Origin of the sequence: Herbaspirillum lusitanum, from assembly GCF_026127345.1 — a bacterium.
In the GTDB taxonomy this organism is placed as follows: Bacteria; Pseudomonadota; Gammaproteobacteria; order Burkholderiales; family Burkholderiaceae_D; genus Herbaspirillum; species Herbaspirillum lusitanum.
Map to the genome: position 1 here is coordinate 533,003 of NZ_QXFG01000005.1, position 24,920 is coordinate 557,922.

The 24,920-nt window shown below is 60.5% G+C and carries 19 protein-coding genes; 11 read left to right on the forward strand and 8 right to left on the reverse strand.

Translation table 11 applies throughout. From position 1 onward, the window contains the following. From mmsB to DXT88_RS06645, 4 genes are all read left to right on the forward strand, one after another. Positions 1-1,206, forward strand: a complete 1,206-nt coding sequence (mmsB, locus tag DXT88_RS06630; RefSeq protein ID WP_193365596.1) for a multiple monosaccharide ABC transporter permease — start codon at positions 1-3, stop codon at positions 1,204-1,206. A 112-nt stretch (positions 1,207-1,318) separates the two neighbouring features. Further along, positions 1,319-3,067 carry an IlvD/Edd family dehydratase gene (locus tag DXT88_RS06635; protein ID WP_265212086.1) on the forward strand — a complete coding sequence of 583 codons (1,749 nt, stop codon included), beginning with the start codon at positions 1,319-1,321 and terminating at the stop codon, positions 3,065-3,067. Between the two features lie 27 nt (positions 3,068-3,094). Continuing rightward, positions 3,095-4,093: an AraD1 family protein gene (gene araD1 / locus DXT88_RS06640; protein ID WP_265212087.1), complete on the forward strand. Its 999-nt coding sequence runs from the start codon at positions 3,095-3,097 to the stop codon at positions 4,091-4,093. Positions 4,094-4,117: 24 nt separating this feature from the next. Then, positions 4,118-4,894 (forward strand): SDR family NAD(P)-dependent oxidoreductase, encoded by a 777-nt coding sequence (locus tag DXT88_RS06645; RefSeq protein WP_265212088.1) that lies wholly within the window; start codon positions 4,118-4,120, stop codon positions 4,892-4,894. A 182-nt stretch (positions 4,895-5,076) separates the two neighbouring features. Here the strand turns inward: DXT88_RS06645 and DXT88_RS06650 are convergent, their stop codons facing one another. Next, positions 5,077-6,018, reverse strand: coding sequence for a LysR family transcriptional regulator (locus tag DXT88_RS06650; RefSeq protein ID WP_265212089.1), 942 nt, complete (start codon positions 6,016-6,018; stop codon positions 5,077-5,079). Between the two features lie 297 nt (positions 6,019-6,315). Here DXT88_RS06650 and DXT88_RS06655 point away from each other — a divergent pair, with 297 nt between their 5' ends. Both DXT88_RS06655 and DXT88_RS06660 read left to right on the forward strand, forming a co-directional pair. Continuing rightward, entirely contained in the window at positions 6,316-7,425 is a 1,110-nt protein-coding gene (locus DXT88_RS06655; protein WP_265212090.1) for a porin, read from the forward strand. A 169-nt stretch (positions 7,426-7,594) separates the two neighbouring features. Then, positions 7,595-8,476, forward strand: a complete 882-nt coding sequence (locus DXT88_RS06660; RefSeq protein WP_265212091.1) for an SMP-30/gluconolactonase/LRE family protein — start codon at positions 7,595-7,597, stop codon at positions 8,474-8,476. A 50-nt stretch (positions 8,477-8,526) separates the two neighbouring features. Here the strand turns inward: DXT88_RS06660 and DXT88_RS06665 are convergent, their stop codons facing one another. Further along, the gene (locus tag DXT88_RS06665) at positions 8,527-10,332 is read right to left on the reverse strand and encodes a tetratricopeptide repeat protein (protein ID WP_265212092.1); all 1,806 of its coding nucleotides are present in this window, start codon (positions 10,330-10,332) and stop codon (positions 8,527-8,529) included. Positions 10,333-10,547: 215 nt separating this feature from the next. On the opposite strand from DXT88_RS06665, the gene DXT88_RS06670 reads away from it, so the two are divergent. Together DXT88_RS06670 and DXT88_RS06675 are read left to right on the forward strand one after the other, a co-directional pair. Further along, positions 10,548-11,231, forward strand: coding sequence for a fumarylacetoacetate hydrolase family protein (locus DXT88_RS06670; RefSeq protein ID WP_265212093.1), 684 nt, complete (start codon positions 10,548-10,550; stop codon positions 11,229-11,231). Between the two features lie 346 nt (positions 11,232-11,577). Beyond that, a complete protein-coding gene (locus DXT88_RS06675; protein WP_265212094.1) occupies positions 11,578-13,113 on the forward strand; it encodes a DEAD/DEAH box helicase in 1,536 nt (511 codons plus the stop codon). Here the strand turns inward: DXT88_RS06675 and gluQRS are convergent, their stop codons facing one another. Continuing rightward, positions 13,114-14,007 (reverse strand): tRNA glutamyl-Q(34) synthetase GluQRS, encoded by an 894-nt coding sequence (gene gluQRS, locus DXT88_RS06680; RefSeq protein WP_265212095.1) that lies wholly within the window; start codon positions 14,005-14,007, stop codon positions 13,114-13,116. It lies immediately after the preceding gene. Beyond that, a complete protein-coding gene (locus tag DXT88_RS06685) occupies positions 14,000-14,932 on the reverse strand; it encodes a LysR family transcriptional regulator (protein ID WP_265212096.1) in 933 nt (310 codons plus the stop codon). The genes gluQRS and DXT88_RS06685 overlap by 8 nt, the downstream gene beginning before the upstream one ends. A gap of 197 nt (positions 14,933-15,129) precedes the next feature. On the opposite strand from DXT88_RS06685, the gene DXT88_RS06690 reads away from it, so the two are divergent. After that, complete coding sequence (locus DXT88_RS06690; protein WP_265212097.1) at positions 15,130-15,705, forward strand: flavodoxin family protein; 576 nt, start codon at positions 15,130-15,132, stop codon at positions 15,703-15,705. Positions 15,706-15,781: 76 nt separating this feature from the next. Here the strand turns inward: DXT88_RS06690 and DXT88_RS06695 are convergent, their stop codons facing one another. Beyond that, positions 15,782-16,720 (reverse strand): sulfurtransferase, encoded by a 939-nt coding sequence (locus DXT88_RS06695; RefSeq protein WP_050977781.1) that lies wholly within the window; start codon positions 16,718-16,720, stop codon positions 15,782-15,784. Positions 16,721-16,936: 216 nt separating this feature from the next. Between DXT88_RS06695 and dnaE the strand changes: the two genes are divergently transcribed. Both dnaE and DXT88_RS06705 read left to right on the forward strand, forming a co-directional pair. Further along, positions 16,937-20,395: a DNA polymerase III subunit alpha gene (dnaE, locus tag DXT88_RS06700; protein ID WP_265212098.1), complete on the forward strand. Its 3,459-nt coding sequence runs from the start codon at positions 16,937-16,939 to the stop codon at positions 20,393-20,395. Between the two features lie 129 nt (positions 20,396-20,524). After that, positions 20,525-21,667 carry an O-antigen ligase family protein gene (locus tag DXT88_RS06705; protein ID WP_016836707.1) on the forward strand — a complete coding sequence of 381 codons (1,143 nt, stop codon included), beginning with the start codon at positions 20,525-20,527 and terminating at the stop codon, positions 21,665-21,667. Positions 21,668-21,727: 60 nt separating this feature from the next. On the opposite strand, the gene DXT88_RS06710 is transcribed toward DXT88_RS06705, so the two are convergent. From DXT88_RS06710 to DXT88_RS06720, 3 genes are all read right to left on the reverse strand, one after another. Next, the gene (locus DXT88_RS06710) at positions 21,728-22,723 is read right to left on the reverse strand and encodes a glycosyltransferase family 8 protein (protein ID WP_265212099.1); all 996 of its coding nucleotides are present in this window, start codon (positions 22,721-22,723) and stop codon (positions 21,728-21,730) included. A 73-nt stretch (positions 22,724-22,796) separates the two neighbouring features. Then, complete coding sequence (locus DXT88_RS06715) at positions 22,797-23,783, reverse strand: glycosyltransferase family 8 protein (protein ID WP_265212100.1); 987 nt, start codon at positions 23,781-23,783, stop codon at positions 22,797-22,799. Next, entirely contained in the window at positions 23,780-24,892 is a 1,113-nt protein-coding gene (locus tag DXT88_RS06720) for a glycosyltransferase family 9 protein (RefSeq protein WP_265212101.1), read from the reverse strand. Before DXT88_RS06720 ends, DXT88_RS06715 begins: the two co-directional genes overlap by 4 nt. Positions 24,893-24,920 lie beyond the last annotated feature (28 nt).

Consider the following 24,920-nt stretch of genomic DNA (forward strand, 5'->3'; position numbering starts at 1 on the left):
ATGAGCAAGACACCTACGCTCGACGCGGTCCCTGAAGCCAAGCGGGAATACGCCGGCTTCCTCAAGAACAACATGCGCGAATACGGCATGCTGCTGTCGCTGGTGGCGATCATGGCCTTCTTCCAGGTCATGACCGACGGTACGCTGATGCAGCCGCTCAACCTGACCAACCTGGTGCTGCAAAACAGCTATGTGGTGATCATGGCGCTGGGCATGCTGATGGTGATCGTGGCCGGCCACATCGACTTGTCGGTGGGCTCGGTGGTCGGTTTCATCGGCGCGCTGGCGGCGGTGCTGATGGTCAACTATGAAGTCAACTTCATCCTGACCACCGTCATTTGCCTGATCGCCGGCGCCGCCATCGGCGCGGCGCAAGGTTACTGGGTGGCGTTTTTCCGCATCCCGTCCTTCATCGTCACGCTTGCAGGCATGCTGGTGTTCAAGGGCCTGACGCTGGCGCTGCTGGAAGGCCAGTCGGTTGGGCCTTTCCCACGCGGTTTCCAGTTGCTGAGCTCGGGTTTCATTCCTGAATTCTTCGCGGATACCGACACCGGCAGCGTACGCCTGACGTCGCTGCTGGTCGGCATTGCCGCGGCGGCAATCCTGCTGGCGGTCAAAGTCCATGGTCGCAGCAAGCAGGTCAAGCACGGCATGGAAGAAGAGCCGGCTGTGTTCTTCCTGCTCAAGAACATCCTGTTCGCCGCAGGCATCATCGCCTTCAGCTACCTGATGGCGTCCTACAAGGGTATGCCGAACGTGCTGATCATCATGTTCGCACTGATGGTGATCTACACCTTCGTGACCAATCGCACCACCATCGGCCGCCGCGTCTACGCCGTCGGCGGCAATGAAAAAGCCGCCAAGCTGTCCGGCATCAAGACCGAACGCGTGAGCTTCTACACCTTCGTCAACATGGGCATGCTGGCAGCGCTGGCAGGGCTGATCTTCGCTGCGCGCCTGAACACGGCGACACCGAAGGCCGGCACCGGCTTCGAGCTGGACGTGATCGCCGCCTGCTTCATCGGCGGTGCATCGGCCTCGGGCGGCGTCGGCAAGGTCATGGGTGCGGTCATCGGCGCCTTCGTCATGGGCGTGATGAACAACGGCATGTCCATCATGGGCATCGGCATCGATTACCAGCAGGTGATCAAGGGCCTGGTGTTGCTGGCCGCCGTATTCTTTGATGTCTACAATAAAAATAAATAACAAGAAATAAAGGTTCTGCCAGAGGGGGGCTGTGAGAGGAGTTTCTCGCAGCCGTTTTCATCAGCGTCGCCACAACGGGAGTGGCGACCGCACTATTCCAACGGATGAGTAAATGACTATCGACAAGAAGCGCACACTGCGTTCCGCAGCCTGGTTCGGTACAGCCGACAAGAACGGTTTCATGTATCGCAGCTGGATGAAGAACCAGGGTATTCCCGATCATGAATTTCAGGGCAAGCCGGTCATCGGCATCTGCAACACCTGGTCCGAACTGACGCCGTGCAATGCGCATTTCCGCAAGATCGCGGAACACGTCAAGCGCGGCATCATCGAGGCCGGCGGTTTCCCGGTCGAGTTCCCTGTGTTCTCCAATGGCGAATCCAACCTGCGCCCGACTGCCATGTTGACGCGCAACCTCGCCAGCATGGACGTTGAAGAATCGATCCGCGGCAATCCGCTGGATGCGGTGGTGCTGCTGGTCGGCTGCGACAAGACCACGCCGGCCTTGCTGATGGGCGCGGCGAGCTGCGACGTGCCGGCCATCGTCGTCACCGGCGGCCCGATGCTCAACGGCAAGCACGAAGGCAAGGACATCGGCTCCGGCACGGTGGTCTGGCAACTGAGCGAGCAGGTCAAGGCGGGCAAGATTTCCATTCATGAATTCATGGCGGCCGAAGCCGGCATGTCGCGTTCGGCCGGCACCTGCAACACCATGGGTACGGCTTCGACGATGGCTTGCATGGCCGAGGCGCTGGGCACTTCGCTGCCGCATAACGCCGCGATTCCCGCCGTTGATGCGCGCCGTTATGTGCTCGCGCACATGTCCGGCATGCGCATCGTCGACATGGTCTGGGAAGGCCTGACCTTGTCCAAGATCCTGACGCGCGAAGCGTTCGAGAACGCCATTCGCGTCAACGCCGCCATCGGCGGCTCGACCAACGCCGTCATCCACCTGAAGGCCATCGCCGGCCGCATGGGCGTCGACCTGGAGCTGGAAGACTGGACCCGCGTCGGTCGCGGCACGCCGACGATTGTCGACCTGCAGCCGTCGGGACGCTTCCTGATGGAAGAGTTTTATTACGCCGGCGGCTTGCCGGCAGTGCTGCGCCGTCTCGGTGAAGCCGACCTGATCCCGCACAAGGATGCGATGACAGTCAACGGCAAGACGCTGTGGGAAAACAACCAGGATGCGCCGCAGTACAACGACGAAGTGATTCGCACGCTGGACAATCCATTGATCGACGACGGCGGCATCTGCATCCTGCGCGGCAACCTGTCGCCGCGCGGCGCCGTGCTGAAGCCGTCGGCGGCGTCGCCCGAACTGATGAAACATCGCGGCAAGGCGGTCGTGTTCGAAGACTTTGCGCATTACAAGGAACGCATCAACGATCCCGATCTGGACGTCGACGCCAGCTCGGTGCTGGTGATGAAGAATTGCGGTCCCAAGGGTTATCCCGGCATGGCCGAAGTCGGCAACATGGGCTTGCCGCCCAAGCTGCTGGCGCAAGGCGTCAAGGACATGGTGCGCATTTCCGATGCGCGCATGAGCGGCACCGCCTACGGCACCGTGGTCCTCCACGTGGCGCCTGAAGCTGCTGCCGGCGGCCCGCTGGGCATCGTGCAGGACGGCGACTGGATCGAAATGGATTGTGCCGCCGGACGTCTGCATCTCGACATTAGCGACGAAGAAATGGCGCAGCGCCAGACCGCGCGCGCCGAGAAGCTGGCACAGGCCAAGCCGGCGATGCAGGGCGGCTATCAGTCGCTGTACATCGACCGCGTGTTGCAGGCCGACGAAGGCTGCGATTTCGACTTCCTGGTCGGCTGCCGCGGCGCCGCCGTTCCGAAACATTCACACTAAGATTCATATTAATCCGGAGTGACAACCATGTTGCTGGTGCAATTCAAACAAGCTGACGGCAGCCGCCAGGTCGGCGTTCTCGAAGACGACGGCAAGAAGATCCGCGTCGTTGACGGCTATCGCAGCACTTATGCCTTGGCGCGCGCCGCCATCGCCAAGAAAAGTTCTCTGCAGGATTTCGCCAACGCGGCACTCGGCTCGACCGTGGTCGATTACGCGCAGGTTGCGGCGAGCGGCGGCCTGCTGGCCCCGCTGGATCATGAAGACACGGCCCACTGCTACGTCACCGGCACCGGCCTGACTCATCTGGGCAGCGCCGATGGTCGCGACGCCATGCACAAGAAACTCGACGGCGCCGGCGACAACCTGACCGACAGCATGAAGATGTTCCGCATGGGCCTGGAAGGCGGCAAGCCTGCGGCCGGCAAGATCGGCGTTCAGCCGGAATGGTTCTACAAGGGCGACGGGTCCATCGTGCGCGCTGCGGAAGAGCCGTTGGCGATGCCTCACTTCGCGCTCGACGGCGGTGAAGAGCCGGAGATCGCCGGTCTCTACATCATCGGCGACAACGGCCAGCCGTACCGCCTCGGTTTCGCCATCGGCAACGAATTTTCCGACCACGTGACCGAGCGCCAGAATTACCTGTTCCTGGCGCATTCCAAGTTGCGCGTCTGTTCGGTTGGTCCGGCATTGCTGGTAGGCGAACTGCCGGCGCACGTGCAAGGCATGTCGCGCATCCGTGCGCAAGACGGCAAGGTCCGCTGGGAGAAACCCTTCGTCAGCGGCGAGGACAACATGTCGCACACGGTCTCGAACCTGGAATATCACCACTTCAAATATCCGCTGTTCCGCCGTCCCGGCGACGTGCACATCCACTTCTTCGGCACGGCGACGCTGAGCTGCTCGGACAACATCACGGTGGCGCCGGGCGAGACGTTTGAAATCGACGTCGCCGCGTTCGGTCCTGCATTGCGCAATCGCCTCAGTCTGGACGATGTGCCGCACCCGCAGGTCAACGTGCTCTGAGCAAAATCCAATTCAGGAGAATTCATGTCTGCAACATATCAACTGGCGAGCTACCCCAGCCTCAAGGGCAAGCGCGTCTTCATTACCGGCGGCGGCACCGGCATCGGTGCGGCCATCGTCAGTGCGTTGGCTGAACAGGGCGCGGTCGTCGCCTTCGTCGACATCGCCAAGGACGCCAGCGAAGCCTTGTGCAAGCAGATCGCCGACGCCGGTTTCACCGCGCCGTCGTTTCGCTACTGCGATTTGCGCGATATCGCCTCGTTGCAAAACACCATCAGGGAACTGGCTGCACAGCTGGGCGACTTCGACGTGCTGGTCAACAACGCCGCCAACGACGAGCGTCACAAGCTGGAAGACGTGACGCAGGAATACTGGGACAACCGCATCGCCATCAATCAGCGCCCTTCGTTCTTCGCGGTGCAGGCGATAGCGCCGGGCATGATCAAGAAGAAGGCCGGTTCCATCATCAACTTCAGCTCAATCAGCTGGCATACGTCGAGCGGCGGCTTTCCGGTCTACACCACCGCCAAGTCGTCGGTGCTGGGCCTGACGCGCGGCCTGGCCCGCGATCTCGGCGCGCATAACATCCGCGTCAATACCGTGACGCCGGGCTGGGTCATGACGGAACGCCAGATCGAATTGTGGCTGGACGAAAAGGGCAAGGAAGACATCGCGCGCAATCAATGCCTGCAAGGCGAATTGCTGCCGTGGCATCTGGCGCGCATGGTGCTGTTCCTGGCGTCGGATGAAAGCGTCATGTGTACGGCACAGGAATTCATCGTAGACGCCGGCTGGGCCTGAGATTGTCCAGAAACACCGCTGGCGGCGTTGCCCCTCCAAGGTCTACGTAAATTAGGTACTTGCGTACTGTCTGCGTCGGGGCGCCTTGCCATCGGCGCTTCTGGACAATCTCAGTAGCACTGGCAGGAAAACAAAAAAGCGAGACTTCGGTCTCGCTTTTTTTATGCCTGAAAATTCGAAAACTAGTAAATCGTTTTCGCCACATCCCTGATCGCCTGCTGCAGAATCGTCGCGCCCGGCGACAGCAATTGTTCGCGGCGGGTGATGATGCCGAAGCCGTCCATCTTGCACGGCAGTTCTATCGGCAACAGATCCATCAGGCGCGCCTGGGAATAATAGCGCGCGACTTCGGTCGGCATCGCGTACAGGAAATCGGTCTGCTGCAGCAGGCTGGTGATGGTCAGGATCGCCGTGGTGTCGACCACGTTGGCCGGCGGCGTCAGGCCGCTCTTGCGGAACATCAGGTCGACGCGGCTGCGCAGGATGCTGCCCTTGGGCGCCATGATCCAGGGATGGTCGACGATGTCCTTGAGCGTCATGTTCTTGTGCTCGTGCAACGGATGACCGACGCGGGCGACAGCGCAGATCGGTTCGTCGGATAATTCTTCGTAGTGCAGGTTGTGGCTGACTTCTTCATCAAGGATGCGCGCCACCAGAAAGTCCAGATCGCCGCGTAGCAACCGCGCCAGCAAGATGTTGCTGCTCTCGACTTCGACCCCGATGCGCAGCATGGGTGAATGTTCCTTGACGCGTGCAATCGCCGCCGGCACCAGCGACAGGCCCGGCGACAGGATCACGCCGACGTCGACCTGGCCGGACAGGCCGGACTTCAGTGCGACGATGTCTTCGTGCGCTTTCGACAGGCTGGTGAGCGCCATGCGGGAGTGGCGGATCATGGCTTCGCCGTAGATGGTCGGACGCATGCCGCGCGGCAGGCGATCGAACAAGGTCACGCCTAGCATGTCCTCGAGATCCTTTAGTTGCTTGGATGCCGCAGGCTGCGTCATGTTGAGTTCGTTGGCGGCGCGATGGATGTTTCGTTCATCGTCCAGAGCGATCAGCAACAACAGTTGCCGGGTCTTCAGACGCGCGCGCAGGAACCAGTTTGGGTCGCTGTTTTTCATTTGTCTCGGCTACCTTTTTTATATCTCAGGATGATATCAAATCAAGTATCGGCTGAGGCAAATAATTCATTAGAAATATATCCCGCAAATCCTTAGTATCTAGCCCAGTCCAGACGGTTTCACGCTCTGGACTTCACGTTGAAATGAAGCTGACGAAATGCTGATCGAACGGTTGTAAAAACCGGTATCGAGGAGGATTTTTGCGCGTCAATTCAGCGCGGGTTTCATACAAAAAAAGCGAGGGTGCAGCAATCGACTCCACCCTGTTGACTATAAAAGATCTACGGAGACTTCAAGATGACTCAGTCCATCTCAACCAAAACCATCCTCAAGGCCTTGGGCACGGCCTCCTTGTTCGGCGCATGCCTGGCATCTGCGCAAGCGGAAGACAGCGTCACCATCTACGGTCGCGTCGTCGCCGGCATCGACGTGCAGAGCAACGTCCATCAGGTCAACGGCAACACCGGCACGCAGGTGCGCGCAGCCAGCAATCAGTGGGGCACCAGCATGATCGGCTTCAAAGGGAAGGAAGATCTGGGCGGCGGCCTGAACAGCTTCTTCCTGCTGGAATCGGGCTTCGGCGCGACCACCGGCAAAACCAACGGTCCTGAACTGTTTAACCGTCGTTCTTACGTCGGCCTGAACGGCAGCGCCGGTTCGATCAAAATCGGCAAAAACCTGTTCATCGACAACGACGTATGGTTCCTCGATCCGACCGGTCAGCAATGGATCGGCACCGCCAATCTGGTGCGTGGACGTAACTGGGGCGGCGCCAGCAATATCATCGAATATCAGACCCCGACCTGGGGTGGCTTCAACGCGACATTCCAGACCAGCCTCGGCGAGAAAGCCGGCTCGACGACCAAGGGTCGCAAGGATGGCGTCTCGCTGGTCTATCAAAACCAGGGACTGGAACTGCGCGCGATCTATGATCTGGTGCGCGACGCCAATGGCAAGTACGGCAGCATCAAGACAAACCAGGACGGAACCACAACTGTCGGCAACGTGTATGACTCGTCCAAGGAACTGATCCTGGGCGGTACTTACACCATCGACAAGCTGAAGTTGTATCTGGGCTATGAAAACCTGAAAGCGCCGGATGTTGCTCCTGGTTCGACGGACAAGGTCAATCACTATTGGGTTGGCGCCAACTATCAGCTGTCGCCTGCATTGACGCTGATCGGTTCGGTGTTCCACGTCAACGCCAACAACAACGGCGGCTCGGCCAACCTGTACATGGCCGGCTTGAACTACAACCTGTCCAAGCGCACTTTGCTGTACGTTGGTGCGGGCACGGTTCGCAACAGCGGCGCAGGTACTTTCTCGCTGGAAGCCGACGAAGCCGGCCCGCCACTGGCTGGCCAAAGCCAGACCGGCGGCTACGTGGGCATTGCCCACTCGTTCTGATCGTATGAGGATCCGATCGTAACGAGCGGCAGAGCGCAGTAAAACGCAGCAGCGAAAAGAGGCAAGCCGTGGCTTGCCTCTTTTCGTTTAAAGTTTCGTATTTACTCTTCATCATTCTTCATCACCGGGAAATCAGCGGCAGGATTTCCCCATCACGGAGCAGACACCCATGCAAGCAAGCCTGATCGTTGACGGCAAACATGAACTCGGCGAATGCGCGATCTGGTGCGACAGGACGCAATCGATATTCTGGACCGACATCCAGGGCGCCACGCTGTGGAACCACAATCCGGCCAATGGCGCCACACGCAGCTGGCCCATGCCGGAACGGCTGTCGGTGTTCGCCTTGACTGCGCAAACAGACCGGCTGCTGATCGGTCTGGCGTCGCGTCTGGCGTTCTTCAATCTGGACAGCGGCGAGATCACGACTATTCGCACGGTGGAAGAAGACCTGCCGGCCACGCGCCTGAACGACGGCCGCTGCGATCGCCAGGGGCGTTTCGTGTTCGGCACGCTCAATGAAGACCAGGGACGCGCGCCGATCGGCAGCTTCTACCGTCTCAATACGGACCTCAGCCTCGAGCGCTTACCGTTGCCTGGCGTGGCGATTTCCAACAGCATTTGTTTCAGCCCGGATGGCGCGCGCATGTATTTCTGCGACACCATGCAGGGCAAGATCATGTCCTGCGATTACGATCCGGTCAGCGGCGCCATCGGCGCACAGGATGTGTTCGTCGACCTCGCGGGCGAGAAGGGCAGCCCTGACGGCTCCGCCATCGATAGCCAGGGATATCTGTGGAATGCGCAATGGGGCGGGGCGCGGGTGGTGCGCTATGCACCGGACGGCCTGGTCGATCGCATCGTCGCGGTGCCGGTGTCGCAACCGAGTTGCCCGGCGTTTGGCGGTGCTGATTTGGATACCTTGTACGTGACTACTGCGCACGAAGGGATGAACATGCTGCAGCGCGTGGAGGAATCCAAGGCGGGTGGATTGTTTGCCGTGAGGCTGGACGGCATACGCGGATTGCCGGAAGTCCGTTTTGGCGGCTGATGCCGGTTCATCGCCATTAAAAACGCCCGGACATGTCCGGGCGTTTTTGATCAGGGCTGTATTTGCTGCAATGCCTGTTGGACTTCGCTAACGACGGTGCTCCAGTCGCCGGCCTTGCTCTGGCGGAAAATCCGCATGCTGGGATACCACGGCGAGTCGCTGCGTTCGAGCAGCCAGCGCCAGTCGGGGTTGTAGCGGTTGAGCAGCCATACCGGTTTGCCGAGTGCGCCGGCGAGGTGGGCGACGGCGGTGTCGACCGAGATCACCAGGTCGAGGTTGTCGATCAGCGCGGCGGTATCGGAGAAGTCGCGCAAGTCGCGTGAGTAATCGGCAACGCGCTTGCCGTCGCCATGCATGCGCAATTGCAGGACTGCGTTGTCGGCGACCTGCAGCGAGTAATAATCGACGGCATCGTTTTGCAGCAGCGGCGACAAGGTCGCGAATGGCATCGAACGTACGGCGTCGAGGCGCTTGCTCGCCGGACTGTTGGCGCGCGGATTGCTGCCGGACCAGACCAGGCCGATGCGCGGCTTGCGTTTGTCTCCCAGCCGTACGCGCCAGCTTTCCGATTTGAGCGGATCGACGGCTAGATATGTCTGGTTAGGGATATCGGAGAGGGTGAATGTTTCGCAGGCGAGCGGCAGGCTCATCAGCGGGCAATGCAGGTCGAACGGCGGCGATTGTTCGCCGGTCGCCAGCAGGATGGCAACGCCCTTGAGCTTTGCCAGCAGCAGTTTCAAGGCCGGTTGCACCTGCAGGATCACGCGTGCGCCGCGTTCTGCCAGCAGCGGGACGTAGCGCACGAATTGCAGCGTGTCGCCGAAGCCTTGTTCGGAATGCAGCAGGATGGTTTTGCCCAGCAGCGATTCCTGGCCGAGCCACAGCGGCTGGGTGAAATAGCGTTGGGTCTTGCGCATCTGTTCGGTTTGCCAGCGCTGTTCATACTGGCGCCAGCCGGCTTCGAGATTGCCCAGCTTCAGGTTGGCCAAGGCGGTGTTCCAACACGCCGACTGGAAGTTCGGATCGTTCTGCGGCACCCGCTTGTAAGCCTCGATGGCTTCGTCGTAACGCTGCAGTTCTTCCAGCGCCGCGGCGCGGTTGTACAGTGCTTCGGAGGAATCAGGCAACAGGCGCAGGGCGTGGTCGTAATCGGCCAGCGCTTCTTCCACCCTGTTTGCTCCGACCAGCAGGAAGGCGCGATTGGCGATCGCTTCGGCGAAATCCGGTTCGATTGTCAGCACCTTGTCGTAAGTCGCCATGGCTTCGTCGAGGCGGCCGAATTCCTTGAGCGTGTTGGCCAAATTGAACAGCGCTTCCGGATATTCGGGTGCCGTTTCGACCGCTTTTTCGTAGCAGGTCAGCGCTTCGCGCAGGCGGCCCAGGTCGTTGAGCGAATTACCCTGCTTGAGCCAGGCCTGCGCATGGTCGGGTTTGACGGCCAGCACGCGCTTGTAGCAATCCAGCGCTTCCATGTGGCGCTTCATGGCGCGCAGCACGTTGCCGCGCCGGTAGAGCGCCTCGGTGAAATCGGATTTCAGCGCCAGCACCAGATCATAACCGCGCAGTGCCTCGGTGTAGCGCTCCGTGTCTTCGAGGATGGTGGCGCGGTCGAACAGGGCGTCGATATGGGTCGGGTTGATCTTCAGCGCGGCGTCGATCAGGTCCAGCGCTTCCTTGAAATTCTTGCGATGCAGTTCGAGCATGCCGAGCAGGTACAGCGCCTGGAAATGCCGGGGGAATTTGGAAAGTACCTTGGTATACAGCGCTTCGGCCTTGTCGAGCTCGCCGCTCTGATGCAGTGCGACTGCTTGTTGGATCTGGACTGCTGCTGCAGCGGGATTTTGGTTAGGGCGCATAGTGAGGTCGGTTACTGAATTCGGTTGCTGGATCGCATGACAATGCGTCAAACGAGGCGTCAAGTCTGCCGATGCTACACAAAAAATCCTCTGTCATGTCGGAATTCGCCGCAGGTCGCCTGCACGGGCCGGCGTTTTCTTTTACACTCGCAGAGCCTCTGCGGTCCCCCGCATCCCCGTTTCATCAGAAATCTGCATACTCACGGAGCTCCAGCATGTCTTACGCCATTCCCGTTCCCGCCGTCACCACCGTACCTGTCGTGGGCGGCGATCCTTTCCCGGTGCGTCGCATTTACTGCGTCGGCCGCAACTACGCCGCGCATGCGCGTGAAATGGGCCACGATCCGAATCGTGAAGCGCCGTTTTTCTTCATGAAGCCGACCGACACCATCGTGCCGACCGACAGCGCCGTACCGTATCCGAGCAAAACCAACGACTACCAGCACGAGATCGAACTGGTCGTCGCGCTGGGTAAGGGCGGCCGCGACGTGCCGGCTGACCAGGCGCTGGATCTGGTGTTCGGCTACGCCGTCGGGCTCGACATGACGCGCCGCGACCTGCAGGGCGAGGCCAAAAAACTGGCGCGCCCCTGGGACATGGGCAAGGGCTTCGATCACTCCGCGCCGTGCGCACCGCTGCTGCCGGTGTCCAGGATCGGCCATCCCGAACAGGGGGCAATCTGGCTCAAGGTCAACGGCGAAGTGCGCCAGCAGGGCGATTTGTCCGACCTGATCTGGAACGTGGCGGAGACCATTTCCTACCTGTCCGGACTGGTTGAGCTGTTCCCGGGCGACCTGATCTATACCGGCACGCCGGAAGGCGTCGGCGCCGTGGTCAGGGGCGACAAGTTGCACGGCCACGTTGACGGGCTGGTCGACCTGAACATCACGATCGCCTGATTTTCCCCTATGGAGGCCGCGCCGTTTGCCGGAGCGGCCTCGGCTTCGTGTTGCCATGTTGACATCGGCGATGCAAAGCGACATGAAACTGTCATGAAGCCAAATTGCCGGGGGCGTATAATAGAGGTTTGCCGGAGGATTTCCTGTCGGCAATTTCTTGACGCGAGCCTCCTGTCCTTCCTGCGTGATTTTGCATGAGTGGCATCGCGCGATATGTCAAACATCCGTTTTTACTGAAAGTTACAGAGCCTCTTGGCGAATGTGTCGGCCGCAATCTTCTGTGCAGAATATTGTGTCGCATTGCATTTGATTCCACGCAGGGTTCGCCTGAGGACACTCTCCAAACATGCCTGAGCAATTGCCCGAAACCGCAACACCAGAAACGCCTGCCGTCCGCTTCGAGGACTTTGGCCTCTCTCCCGATATCCTGAAGGCGCTCACGGCGCAGGGCTACATCCATCCGACGCCGATCCAGGAGCAGGCGATTCCGATCGTGTTGCAGGGCCGCGATGTCATGGGCGCTGCGCAAACCGGCACCGGCAAGACGGCCGGCTTCTCGCTGCCGATCATCCAGTTGTTGCTGGCCCACGCCAGCACCAGCATGTCGCCGGCGCGCCATCCGGTGCGCGCGCTGATCCTGACGCCGACCCGCGAACTGGCCGACCAGGTCGCCGACAACGTCAAAGCCTATTCCCGTTTCACTCCGCTGCGTTCCACCGTGGTCTTCGGCGGTGTTGACATGGCACCGCAAACCGCGACCCTGCGCGCCGGCGTCGAAATCGTCATCGCCACGCCGGGCCGCCTGCTCGACCACGTCCAGCAAAAGACCGTGAACCTGTCGCAAACGCAGATCCTGGTCATGGACGAAGCCGACCGCATGCTCGACATGGGTTTCCTGCCGGACCTGCAGCGCATCATCAACCTGCTGCCGAAGCAACGCCAGAACCTGATGTTTTCGGCGACCTTCTCGCCGGAAATCAAGAAGCTGGCCGCCAGCTTCCAGAACAATCCGGTCACCATCGAAGTGGCGCGCAGCAACGCCACCGCCGATCGCGTGACGCAGATCATTTACAAAGTCAACGAAGACGCCAAGGGCGATGCCGTTGCGCACATCATCCGCGAGCGTCAGTTGAAGCAGGTGATCGTGTTTTCGAATACCAAGATCGGCGCGTCCAAGCTGGCGCGCCAGCTTGAGAACGAAGGTGTCAAGGCTTCCGCGATCCACGGCGACAAGACCCAGGGCGAGCGCATGGCCGCATTGGAAGCCTTCAAGCAGGGCCAGGTTGAAGTGCTGGTGGCGACCGACGTCGCCGCGCGCGGTCTCGACATCACCGACCTGCCCTGTGTGATCAATATCGACCTGCCGTACAACGCCGAAGATTACGTCCACCGCATCGGACGCACCGGCCGTGCGGGCGCGTCGGGCGATGCGATTTCCTTGTTCTCGGACAAGGATGAGCGCTTGCTGGTCGACATCGAAAAGCTGATCAAGATCAAGTTCGTGCGTTCGGAACTGACGGGCTTCGTGCCGCGTCAGCGCAGCGAGCGCGGTGGTGAGCGTGGCGAGCGCTCCGAACGCAGCGGCCGCGGCGAGCGTACTGAACGTGGCGATCGCGGTGAGCGCAGCAGCACTGGCAGCACCAGCGCCGAACGCGATGGCGAACGTTCCGGTGTGCGTCGCGATACCCAATCCTACGGCCGTAGCGGCGGGGGCGGTGCGCGTCGCGAAAAGCTTGATCCGTGGTTCCTGAAGCCTTACGAACCGACTGTTGCCCCGGCGCCGGTTGATGCTTCCGTCAACGCGGCAGGCGCAACCAAGTCGGCAAGCAAGCCATCCAAGCACAAGGTGGCGGCACTGTTGGGCGGCATGCCCAAGCGCTGATCAGGACCTCAGCGTAGCCAAGCGACGCTGCCATGCAGGCAGCGCCTGCTCCCAGAATGCGGCGACTTCGGTCGCCGTTGTCATGTCCAGGCCCAGGAATGTCGCCGCCCGTTGCAACTCTTCCAATGGCCGCGCAAGGTCGAGCGCCTGCGCACCGTTCTGCTTCGACAGTTTCTCGCCGTCATTGTGCAGTACCAGCGGCACATGCAGATACGCCGGCGTCGGATAGCCGAGCAAACGCTGCAGGTAAATCTGGCGTGCGGTTGAACCGAGCAGATCGGCGCCGCGCACCACATGCGTCACACCCTGTTCGGCGTCGTCCACCACCACCGCCAATTGATACGCCCAAAAACCGTCGGCGCGTTTCAGTACGAAATCACCCGCTTGCGTCGCCAGGTGCTGGCGTTGCCGGCCCAGCCAGCGATCCATGAAGCTGATCTCTTCGTTTTCTTCACCCGTATCCGGCACGCGCAAACGCACTGTGCGTGCCTGCTTGCCGGGCGCCAGTCCATGGCGGCAGGTGCCGGGATAGATGGCGGCGCCGTCGGCCCCGGTGCCGAGGCTGGAATCGGCGATTTCCTTGCGCGTGCAGCCGCAGGGGTAGACGTGTCCGGCGAGACGCGTGCAGGCGTCGAGGTAGCGTTGCTTGCGCTCGCTTTGCACCAGCACCGGACCATCCCAGCGCATGCCCAGCGTATGCAGCGCGGTTTTTATTTCGTGCGCGGCGCCGTCCACGGTGCGCGTCTCGTCGATGTCTTCGATGCGCAGCAGCCAGCGCCCGCCGTGTGCCCGCGCATCAAGGTAGCTGGCCATGGCGGCGGCCAGCGAGCCGGCATGCAAGGGGCCGGAAGGGGACGGGGCGAAGCGGCCGATGTAGTGTTCGATATTATTCATGAGGGGGAGCGCCGCTCAGCAGCGCGCGCTGGACTTCGGGTTGCGCCAGGTGCTGCAAAAACCATTTCAGCGATTTTCCCTGCTCCGCCTTGGGCCAGGCGATCAGGAAGTTTTCATGCGGTTTGCTCATCTGGGTTTGTTTTTCGATCAGCGCGCCGCTGGCCAGGTAAGGCGCAGCCCAGTAGCGCGGCAAATGGCCGCAGCCGAGTCCGGCCAGTTGCGCCTGCAGTTTGGCCGCGACCGTCGGTACGGTCAGCGTTTCCTGGCCGGCCAGCAGACCCATGGTCAGGCCGGGATGATTGCGGCTGCTGTCACCGACGGCGACTGCGCGATGCCGGCGCACCAGCTCCGGCGACAACGGTTCCGGCGCATCTGCCAGGGGATGGTCCGGCGCCACAGCAAATATCCAGTCGATCGTGCCCAACTGGCGCGTCTGGAAGCGGCCGCTGGTGCGCACGATCTCGGGACCGTCCAGCGTCGCGCCGATGACCAGGTCGGCGCGTCCGGCCAGCATATCGTCCCAGGTGCCGGACAGCACCCCGGGCGTGAAGCGCAGGCGCGTGCCGCCGCCTTCGCGGTCGAAGGCGGCGATCAGCGGCAGCATGTTGGCGAACGGAATGATGCTGTTGAGCACGATGCGCAACTCGGTCTCGCGGCCGGTGGCGGTGCGTTTGACACGTTGCTCGAGATCGTCGGCGGCAGCCAGCAGATGGCGGCCCTCGGTCAGCAATTCGCGCCCGGCCGGGGTCAGCTTGGCGCGGTGGCCGCGGCGGTCGAACAGCAGCACGTCGAGATCATCCTCAAGCTTGCGCACGCTGTAGGTCAGCGCCGACGGCACCCGGTCCAGCACCACCGCAGCGGCGGCAAAGCTGCCTTTGCGGTCGATCATGTCGAGAATTTGCAGGGATTCCAGCGTCAGGTTCATGCACTTGTTTAAATTTTTTGAATGAGATGTCTAAAACGCAGTGCTTATCCTGCGGCAGGCCATTGGATATAGTGTAAATCAGCACCAAAAAATTTGTATGAACGCTGCACAACGCATGGCAAAAGGTTATCCTCCGCAGTGCCGCATCGTTCGCCTGTTTTCCCATCGGTTTATACTCACACAACAAGGAAATCAACATGAGCAAAGTCGCCATTGTTTACCACTCCGGCTACGGCCACACCAAGAAACAGGCCGAAGCCGTCCAGGCGGGAGCAGCATCGGCTGCCGGCGCCACTGTCGACCTGATCGCCATCAACGCAGAGGGCAACATCACCGACGCTGACTGGGCTACGCTGGACGCCGCCGACGCCATCATCTTCGGTTCGCCGACCTACATGGGTTCGGTGTCCTGGCAATTCAAGAAATTCGCCGACGCCACCTCCAAGCCGTGGTTCACGCAAAAATGGAAAGACAAGATCGGCGCCGGTTTCACCAATTCAGCGACGATGAACGGCGACAAGCTGTCGACCCTGCACTATCTGTTCACGCTGGGCATGCAGCAGAGCATGATCTGGGTCGGCACCGGCCTGATGCCGTCCAACTCCAAGGCGGCGCAACGCAATGACATCAACTTCGTCGGTTCTTTCTCCGGCCTGATGGCGCAAAGCCCGTCGGATTCGTCGCCGGAAGAAGGCCCGCTGCCGGGCGACCTGGAAACTGCCAAGCTGTTCGGCAAACGCGTTGCCGAAACGACGGCGCAGTTCAAGAAGTAAACCGTTTCAGGTTGTACGCTCCCATGCAAAAAGCCCACCGCGAGGTGGGCTTTTTGTTGGCCGGAACCGGATGAGGTCAGACGCTGGCGATCGTCGTTGCATCGGTAGCCGTAGTAGCCGCCGCAACTGTTTCCTTTTCCGGCGCGCAATGCGGGCATGACTTGCCGGGCACATAGGCGGGCGACAATTGTTCGCGCGGCGTCACCACGGCGCGGCAGGCGAAGCATTGCGCGGTCTGGGTTTCCTGCAGTTGCGGATTGAGCGCGGTGCGATAGTCGAACACGAAGCAATCGCCCTGATAATGTGCGCCGCCGACTTCTTCAAAGTATTTGAGGATGCCGCCCTCAAGCTGGTAGACGCTGTCGTAGCCGATGTTCTGCATGTGGATCGCGGCCTTTTCGCAGCGGATGCCGCCGGTGCAGAAGGTGACCACGGTCTTGTCGTTGAGCTCGTCCTTGTGGTCGGCGATGACTTGCGGAAACTCGGTGAACTTGTTGATACGGTAATCAATGGTGTTCTCGAAGGTGCCGACATCGACTTCAAAGGCGTTGCGCGTGTCGACCATGACCACCGGCTTGCCGTTGTCGTCGTGGCCCTGGTCCAGCCAGCGCTTGAGCGTCACGGCGTCGACGAAGGGTGCGCGGCCTTCTTCCGGCTTGATCAGCGGATGCTTCATCGTGATGATCTCGGCCTTGAGCTTGACCAGCATGCGGTTGAACGGCTGGTGCTCGGAATAGCTTTCCTTGACCTGGATGTCGGCGAAGCGTTCATCGGCGCGCAGCCATGCCAGGAAGGCGTCGATGTCGGCGCGCGTGCCGGCCAGGAACAGGTTGATGCCTTCCGGACTCAGGATGATGGTGCCGCGCAAATTGTGTTTTTGACAAAACGCCAGAAACACCGGACGTTGTTCCACCGTGTCGCTGAAGGTGATGAACTTGTACGCGGCGATGTTGACGTACGAATTCTCGGATTCTTGCGGTTGTCGGGTTTGCTGCGCTTGGCGGGTTTGTTGCATTTCTTGCATGATGGTATTGCCTAAGTCTTTGAATTAACAGCATTATAAACGCCTCGCGCCGGTTCTGCGATGGCCGCCGGGCGCAATCTGCGCGCGCCATGATGCAGATCAAACAAGCCGGCGGCGAATTCACGGCGGATGAAGGGCGTCGGCAAGTCCCCTCAACACGCAAATTCGGGACGGACCCCATGTCACGGCACGGTAAAATAGCGGGCTATGACTACACCGCAATTCGTACATCTCCGGCTCCATTCCGAGTACTCCATTGTCGACGGCCTGGTCCGCATCGACGACGTCGTCAAAGCAGCCGCCAAAGACGGCCAGGCCGCACTGGCGATCACCGACCTGGCCAACCTGTTCGGCATGGTCAAGTTCTACAAGGGCGCGCGCGGCAAGGGCGTCAAGCCGATCGCCGGCTGCGACGTCTGGATCAGCAACGATGACGACCGCGATAAACCCTCACGCCTGCTGTTGCTGGTCAAGGATCACCACGGTTACCTGCAACTGTGCGACCTGCTCAGCAGGGCCTGGCTTACCAACCTGCATCGCGGCCGCGCTGAACTGCGGCCGGAATGGCTGGAGCAATTGCGTCACGATGAAGGAGGCAACGGCCTGATTGCGTTGTCGGGCGCCCATTTCGGCGACGTCGGCATCGCCATCGAGAACGGCAACGTGGCGGCAGCCGAGCGCGCCGCCCAGCGCTGGAGCGAGGTTTTCCCGGGGGCGTTCTACGTGGAAATCCAGCGCGCCAACCAGCCCAACATGGAAGTTCAGGTACGTCAGTCGGTCGCCTTGGCGGCGCGCCTCGGTTTGCCGGTGGTGGCCACGCATCCGATCCAGTTCCTGTCGCAGGACGAATTCGTCGCCCACGAAGCGCGCACCTGCATCGCCGAAGGCGAGATCCTGGCCAATGCGCGCCGCGTGCGCCGCTTCAACGAGCAGCAGAATTTCAAGACCCAGGCCGAGATGGCGGCGTTGTTCGCCGACTTGCCGGGCGCAGTGCAGAACACGATTGAAATCGCCAAGCGCTGCAACCTCATGCTGACGCTGGGCAAGCCGCAGCTGCCGAATTTCCCGACGCCGGACGGCATGACCATCGACGATTTCCTGGTGGCCGAAACCAAGATCGGCCTGGAAGCGCGCCTCAAGCATCTGTATCCCGATGAGGCTCGTCGCGAGAAGGAACGTCCGCGTTACGAGGCGCGCCTGAAGTTCGAGAACGACACCATCATCAAGATGAAATTCCCGGGCTACTTCCTGATCGTGGCCGACTTCATCCAGTGGGCCAAGAACAATGGCGTGCCGGTCGGTCCCGGCCGGGGTTCAGGCGCCGGTTCGCTGGTGGCGTATGCGTTGTCGATCACTGATCTGGATCCGCTTGAATACAACCTGCTGTTCGAACGCTTCCTTAATCCTGAACGGGTATCGATGCCCGACTTCGACATCGACTTTTGCCAGGAAGGGCGCGACCGCGTCATCCAGTACGTGAAGGATCGCTACGGCAAGGAGGCGGTCTCGCAGATCGCCACTTTCGGCACCATGGCGGCCAAGGGGGCGGTGCGCGACGTCGGCCGCGTGCTCGATCTGGGCTACAACTTTTGCGACGGCATTTCCAAACTGATCCCGTTCAAGCCGGGCAAGCTGGTCACGCTGGCCGACGCCATCGAGGAAGAGCCGCTGCTGAAAGAACGCCTCGAGAACGAAGAAGAAGTGAAGCAGCTGATGGGCCTGGCCCAGCAGGTCGAAGGCATCGCACGCAACATCGGCATGCACGCCGGCGGCGTGCTGATCGCGCCGGGCAAGCTGACCGATTTTTGCCCGCTGTATACGCAGGGCGGCGACGCCGGCGTGGTATCGCAATACGACAAGGACGACGTTGAAGCCGTCGGCCTGGTGAAGTTCGACTTCCTGGGCCTGACCACGCTGACGATCCTCGATCGCGCGGTGCGCTACATCAAGCAGCTCGATCCGGGCATGGCCGATTTCGACCTGGCCCGGCTGCCGCTGACCGATCGCGCCTCGTACGACTTGCTGACCAAGGCCAAGACGGTTGCCGTGTTCCAGCTGGAAAGCCGCGGCATGCAAGGCATGCTGAAAGACGCGCGGCCCGACCGTTTCGAGGACATCATTGCGCTGGTGGCGCTGTACCGTCCGGGTCCGATGGACCTGATCCCCGATTTCTGCAAGCGCAAGCACGGCGAAAAATTCGACTATCCCGACCCGCGCACCGAAGGCATTCTGTCGGAGACCTACGGCATCATGGTCTATCAGGAGCAGGTGATGCAGATGGCGCAGGTGGTCGGCGGCTACTCGCTGGGCGGTGCCGACTTGCTGCGCCGCGCGATGGGCAAGAAAAAAGCCGAAGAGATGGCCGAGCATCGCAACATCTTCCGCGAAGGCGCCGCCAAGGACGGCCTGTCGCAGGAGAAAGCCGACGAAATCTTCGACTTGATGGAAAAGTTCGCCGGCTACGGCTTCAACAAGTCGCACGCCGCCGCCTACGCGCTGCTGTCGTATCACACCGCTTATCTCAAGGCGCATCATCCCGCCGCGTTCATGGCCGCCAACTTGTCGCTCGCCATGGATGACACCGAAAAGATCAAGATCCTGGTCGAGGACTCGCTCGACGTCTGCGGCCTGAGCCTGCTGCCGCCCGACATCAACCTGTCCGACTACCGCTTCATCCCGGTCGGCGAACCGGGCAAGAAGGCCGTGCATATCCGCTACGGCCTGGGCGCCGTCAAGGGGTCCGGCCAGAGCGCCATCGAAGCCATCATCGCGGCGCGCCAGGACGGCCCGTTCAAGGATTTGTTCGACTTCGCCAAACGCGTCGACAAGAAGCAGATCAACCGCCGCACGGTCGACTCGCTGATCCGCGCCGGCGCCTTCGACTGCTTCGGCGTCGACCGCGCAATTTTGCAAGCCACGGTCGGTCTGGCCTGGGAAAACGCCGAACAGATGGAAGCCTCGGCCAACCAGGTCAGCCTGTTCGGCGGTGACGACAGCGATCTCGAGACGCCGCTGGAATACGTGCAGGTGCGCCCATGGAGCGACAAGCAGCGCCTTACCGAAGAAAAGACCGCGCTCGGTTTCTACCTGTCCGGCCATCTGTTCGATGCCTACGAAAAGGAGGTGCGCCAGTTCGTGCGCACCAAGATCTCCAGCCTCGAACCCTCGCGCGACCCGCGCTCGCTGGCCGGCATCATCACCGGCATTCGCGTCCAGATGACCCAGCGCGGCAAGCTTCTGATCGTCTCGCTCGATGACGGCAGCGGCACGGTCGACGTCACGGTCTACGGCGAACTGGCCGAACCGAACAAGGCCTTCTTCAAGGAAGACGAGTTGCTGATCGTGCAGGGCAAGGTGTCGGAAGACCGCTTCAACGGCGGCCTGCGCATCTCGGCGGAAAAGGTCATGGACATCGGCGCCGCGCGCATCCAGTACGGCCAGCGCGTGGTGGTGTCGCTCAACAAAAGCGTTGACCCGGTGCACCTGCGCGACACATTGTCATCCTACCGCCAACCGCAAGGCCTGCCGTTCGTGATGAAGTACGTGCAATCGGGCGTCGGCTGCGAAGTCATGCTGGGGGATGCATGGCGGGTGGTGCCGAGCGACGGCTTGCAGGTATCGTTGCGGGAGTCGTTCGGGCAGGAAGCGGTTGTGGTGGAGTATTGACTCCGCTATTTCGAGTAAAAAATCAGAAAACAGAAAGTATCTTCAATGAATAGGTATACCTCTCTTGCCGTCTTCCTTTATTCGGCGATTTCCCTGATTGTACCGAGCGGTTTTTCGGTGGGTGCGGGCATGTTGGTACTGGGTAGCCTCGTACTGCTGAAGAACCCGAATGTTGCCGTGAGTCGCGACGACAAGCTGATCATGGCGGTATTTTGTTTTTATTTCGTGGTGTCAGTGGCAATGAATTTGTTGCACGGCGAAATTGTCAAGGAATATGATTTACCGTTGCGGTTCCTGCTTGCGGTTCCTGCCTTGCTGTTGCTACGCGCCTATCCGCCTTCGCCAGCGCTGTTCTGGTCCGGCCTGATCATCGGCGGTATCCTGGCCGGCCTGTATACCGGCTGGCAGAATCTGTTCGTATATGCGGGTACGATGATCCGCTCCGGCGGGCATACCAATCCTATCCAGTACGGCAATATCAGTTCACTCGTCGGCATGCTTTGCCTGGCTGGCCTGGGATGGGCCATACAGCAGAAGAGTTCAGTCTATTGGGTGATCTTCTTGCTGTGCGGCTTCTTCATGGGCATGCTCGGTTCGTTGTTTACCGGCAGTCGTGGTAGTTGGGTCGGATTGCCGTTTTGCCTGTGGATACTGTACCGCGCCTATGGCGGAGAAGTCAGCAAGCGGTATGTACTGGGCGGTTTCACAGCCGTGGTCGTTGCCATTGCCGTGGCGTATGCGATCCCCCGTACTGCTGTCAAGGAACGCGCGCATCTGGCGGTGAGCGAGACATTGTCCTATCTGAAAACCCGCAATGCAGATTCGTCGCTGGGCACACGCATGGAAATGTGGCGCGTCGGGTTCATGGCAGCGACCGAGCGTCCCCTGCTTGGCTTCGGCAAGGCCGGTCTCGTCAAGTGGGAAAGCGCCGAAATTGCGGCTGGTCGCATTGATCCGCTGATGGAAGGCAACAACCATGTCTACAATGAATGGCTGGACGCCATCGCCAAACGCGGCTTGCCGGGCCTGATCGCGCTGCTGGTGCTGTATGCAATTCCCTTGCGGCTGTTCATGCAGCATGCCAAAACGGCGAGCCGGCGAGCAAAACCCTACGCGATCGGCGGCATGATGCTGGTCGTCAATTACATCTGCTTCGGTTTTTCGCAAGTATTCATGGCGCATAACACCGGCGTGATGACGCTGGCATTCTCGACGGTGATTCTATGGGGCTTGCTGCGCGGCGAAGAGGCGAAGGAAAACGCGCAGCGCTGAACGCGCGTTCTTGCTCCGGTGTGGCGCGGAAAAGGCTGCATCCTTCACGGGACGCAGCCTTTATTTTTTGAGTTTCTTGCGAATGACGGCGGCGATATGCGCCAGATACCAGCAGGCGCCCTGGAGGGGTTTGCCGCGGCTGAACAGCGAGCGCGAATGGATGCGCATTTCCTTGTAGTTCAGAGGGGCCTGGTCCAATGGCACATCGCTCCAGGCCGACTGCCGATGATACTTCACGAACAGCTCGCGGGCCTGATGGCCGCTCCAGTCGTTCCACGGTTTGATCAATCCGGCGAAGTGAATGAACACGGCGTCGCCCACTGAGTCCATGGCAAGTTTGCCGCGCTTCAGATCGACGATCATGCTGTAGATGTAATTCCACTTGATCGCAACATAACGAGCTTTGCCGTCGAGCACGATATTGAGTGCATCCTGATCATTGAAGGCGAGTTTTTCACTGTCGCGCAACAGCGTCTGGATTGCCTGTTCGCTGATCTTGTTTTCTTCCCACTTCGGGATGTTGATGTAGAGCACGCCGGCGTTGAAGTACTGCTTGTTCTTCAGGTTGAGTACGGAATAGCGGCCGTCGCGGCCGTCTTTGGTGGCCCAGCCGACGTCCGGCACCACCAGTGCAATGGTATCGCTGATGTCGGTTGCGGCCAGCTCGTCAACGTTGCCCACGCATAGCATATCGGCATCCAGATACAGCACCCGATCAGTGACGTCCTTGAGCATCGTCGGGATGATCAGGCGCGAGAAGGTCGACAGCGAATAATAGGACTTGGCGATCATCGCCGAGAATTCCTGGAATTGCGCACGCTCGATCACATGCGTGACAACGCGGACCTTGTCGTTCTGTTCCATTGTCTTCATGCGGCGCGCCTGATCGGCGGTGACCGAAAAGGCGAACACATGGAACGTGAAGCGGCGTACCGGATTGTTGGCGACGATCGACGCGATCATCGCACCCATGCTGCGGAAATAGTGATTGTCTACGCAAAAAGCGATGTGGAAGGAGTCGTCGTCGCGCGTCGTGTCTGTTGTTGATGTGAGCATGAAAAATTCGCCGGTCGGTCTCTGTCTGTCTTGATTGTCGGTCTGCAAGCTGTGCGATAGGGCGATGCCGCGACTACCTTGCCGCGCGCTTGCGCAGATACCGGATATACCACTTCAGGCTTTCCAGCGGCCGCCCCTGGCGGTACATGAAGCGCGAGTGCATGCGCATTTCCTTGGTATTGCGCGGCTCCTGATCGAGCGGCATGTCGGCCCATGGCGTCAGCGACAGGTACTTGCGGAACAAGTGACGGGCGTCATGGCCGCTCCAGTCGGTCCAGGGTTTGACGGCGCCGGCGAAATGGACGAACACCGCCTTGCCCACCGGACGCAATGCAAACTTGTTGACGTTGAGGTCGTGGATCAGGTCGTACAGGTAATTCCAGCGCGGCGAGATGTAGCGCGCGCGGCCGTTGAGGACGATGTTGAGTGCGTCCTGGTCGTTGAAGCGCATGTCGGTCTTGCTGTCGAGAAGCGCATCCAGCGTTTGTTGGGTGATATCTTCGCTGATCCACTTTTCGATATTGATGAAGATCACGCCGCCGTTGAAGTATTCGTTGTGTTTCAGCTTGAGCGCGGCGACGCGGCGCTGCAGCGTGACCGGCGCGTCCGGCACCACCACGGCGATGTCGCCGCTGATGTCCATGTCGACCAGCTCATCGAGCTTGTTGACGCACAGGATATCGGCGTCAAGATACAACACGCGGTCGGTCTGACCCTTGAGCACGGTGGGGATCACCAGTCGCGTGAAGATCGACAACGAGTAGTGCGAGTGGCCGATGAAATGCGAAAACTGCGTGAACGAACCTAGGTCGAGCAGGTGCAGCTGGGTGCTGACCGGGTACATCTCTTCCAGCTTTTTCAGGCGGCGCTGATGCTCATCGGAAACCTCGAACGCCAGCACATGGAACGTGAAATGCTGGCCCGGATTGTTGTCGATGATGGACGAGATGGTGCCGCCCATCGCACGGAAATAGTTATTGTCGACGCAGAAGGCGATGTGGAAGGACGGCTTGCCGTTGCTGCCCACGGGTGCAGTTTGCTGACTCGCTGATTGATTCATTGGATGGCTTTCAATACTTGCTCAACGGTGACGGCCTTGACCCAGTCGCGGCGGTTGGGGGCGGTGATGACGGTACTGTTGGCGCGGTCGATCGGCACCCATTCCGGGTTTTTCTGACGCATCAGCGCGATCACGGGCACGTGCACGGCATTGGCCAGGTGCATCACCGCGGTTTCTACCGAAATGATCAGGTCGCAGCGTTCCAGGATGGCCGGCAGCTGAAAGAAGTTCTCCTCGGCGCTGAACAGTTCGGTGCGTTCCAGCTGGTAGCCGCTGATCACGGCGCGTGCGTGTTCCAGCTCCTGCGGCACCGCGTTGACGATGAAGCTGCTGTCGCGCCAGGCGTCCAGCTTTTTCATTTCAATGATCAGTTCGGCGACATGCTCCAGCGGCCAGCAGCGCTTTTTGGTCTTGGCGTAGGGATTGATGAACACCAGCTTGCCGGTATTGCCGTCCGCCGCTTTGAACCCCCAGGACGCCAGTTTTTCCTGTGCGTAGTCGCGCCACTGCTGCGGAATCTCGACAAAGGGGAAGCGTTCGGCAGCGCCCACTACCAGACCGCTGAGCTGATTGAACCAATGCGCATAGACGTCGCTGATGTGTTGCGGATTGGCGCGATCGACACTGTACGGCGGAATCGCGGCATTGAGCTTGCGGTAGGCCAGCTGGTGATGCGGCTGGTAGAACTTGACGCGTTTCTTCATGCCGATCACCAGTCCGTCCGGACTGATGCTGCGCGCCAGCCCGGCGTACAGGTGCGGCCGCAACGTCGCCAGCGATACCACGATGGGGTAGCGCTCGCGCTGTGCTTCTTCGATGGATTCCTGGTACAGCGCCGGGCTGTAGGTGCGGGTATAGATCTTGTCGAAGAACGGGCAAGCCGCGACCCAGTCGTAGAGTGAATATTTTTCCAGATGCTTCCATTGCGCAGGATCGCTGGTGCGGCGCACTTCATCGACCCAGAGATGGACTTTCAGGTGCGGGTTGGCGCGCGCGAAGGCCTGGAAGAAATTCTGCAGGTAAGTGAAATCGCCCAGCGCCAGGTGAGCGATGAACAGGATCTTGTCCGACTTTTTCAGCAGCGCTGGCGGGATCAGTGTCTGGGGCATGGTTGACGTTTGTTGTTGTCTAAGCGGA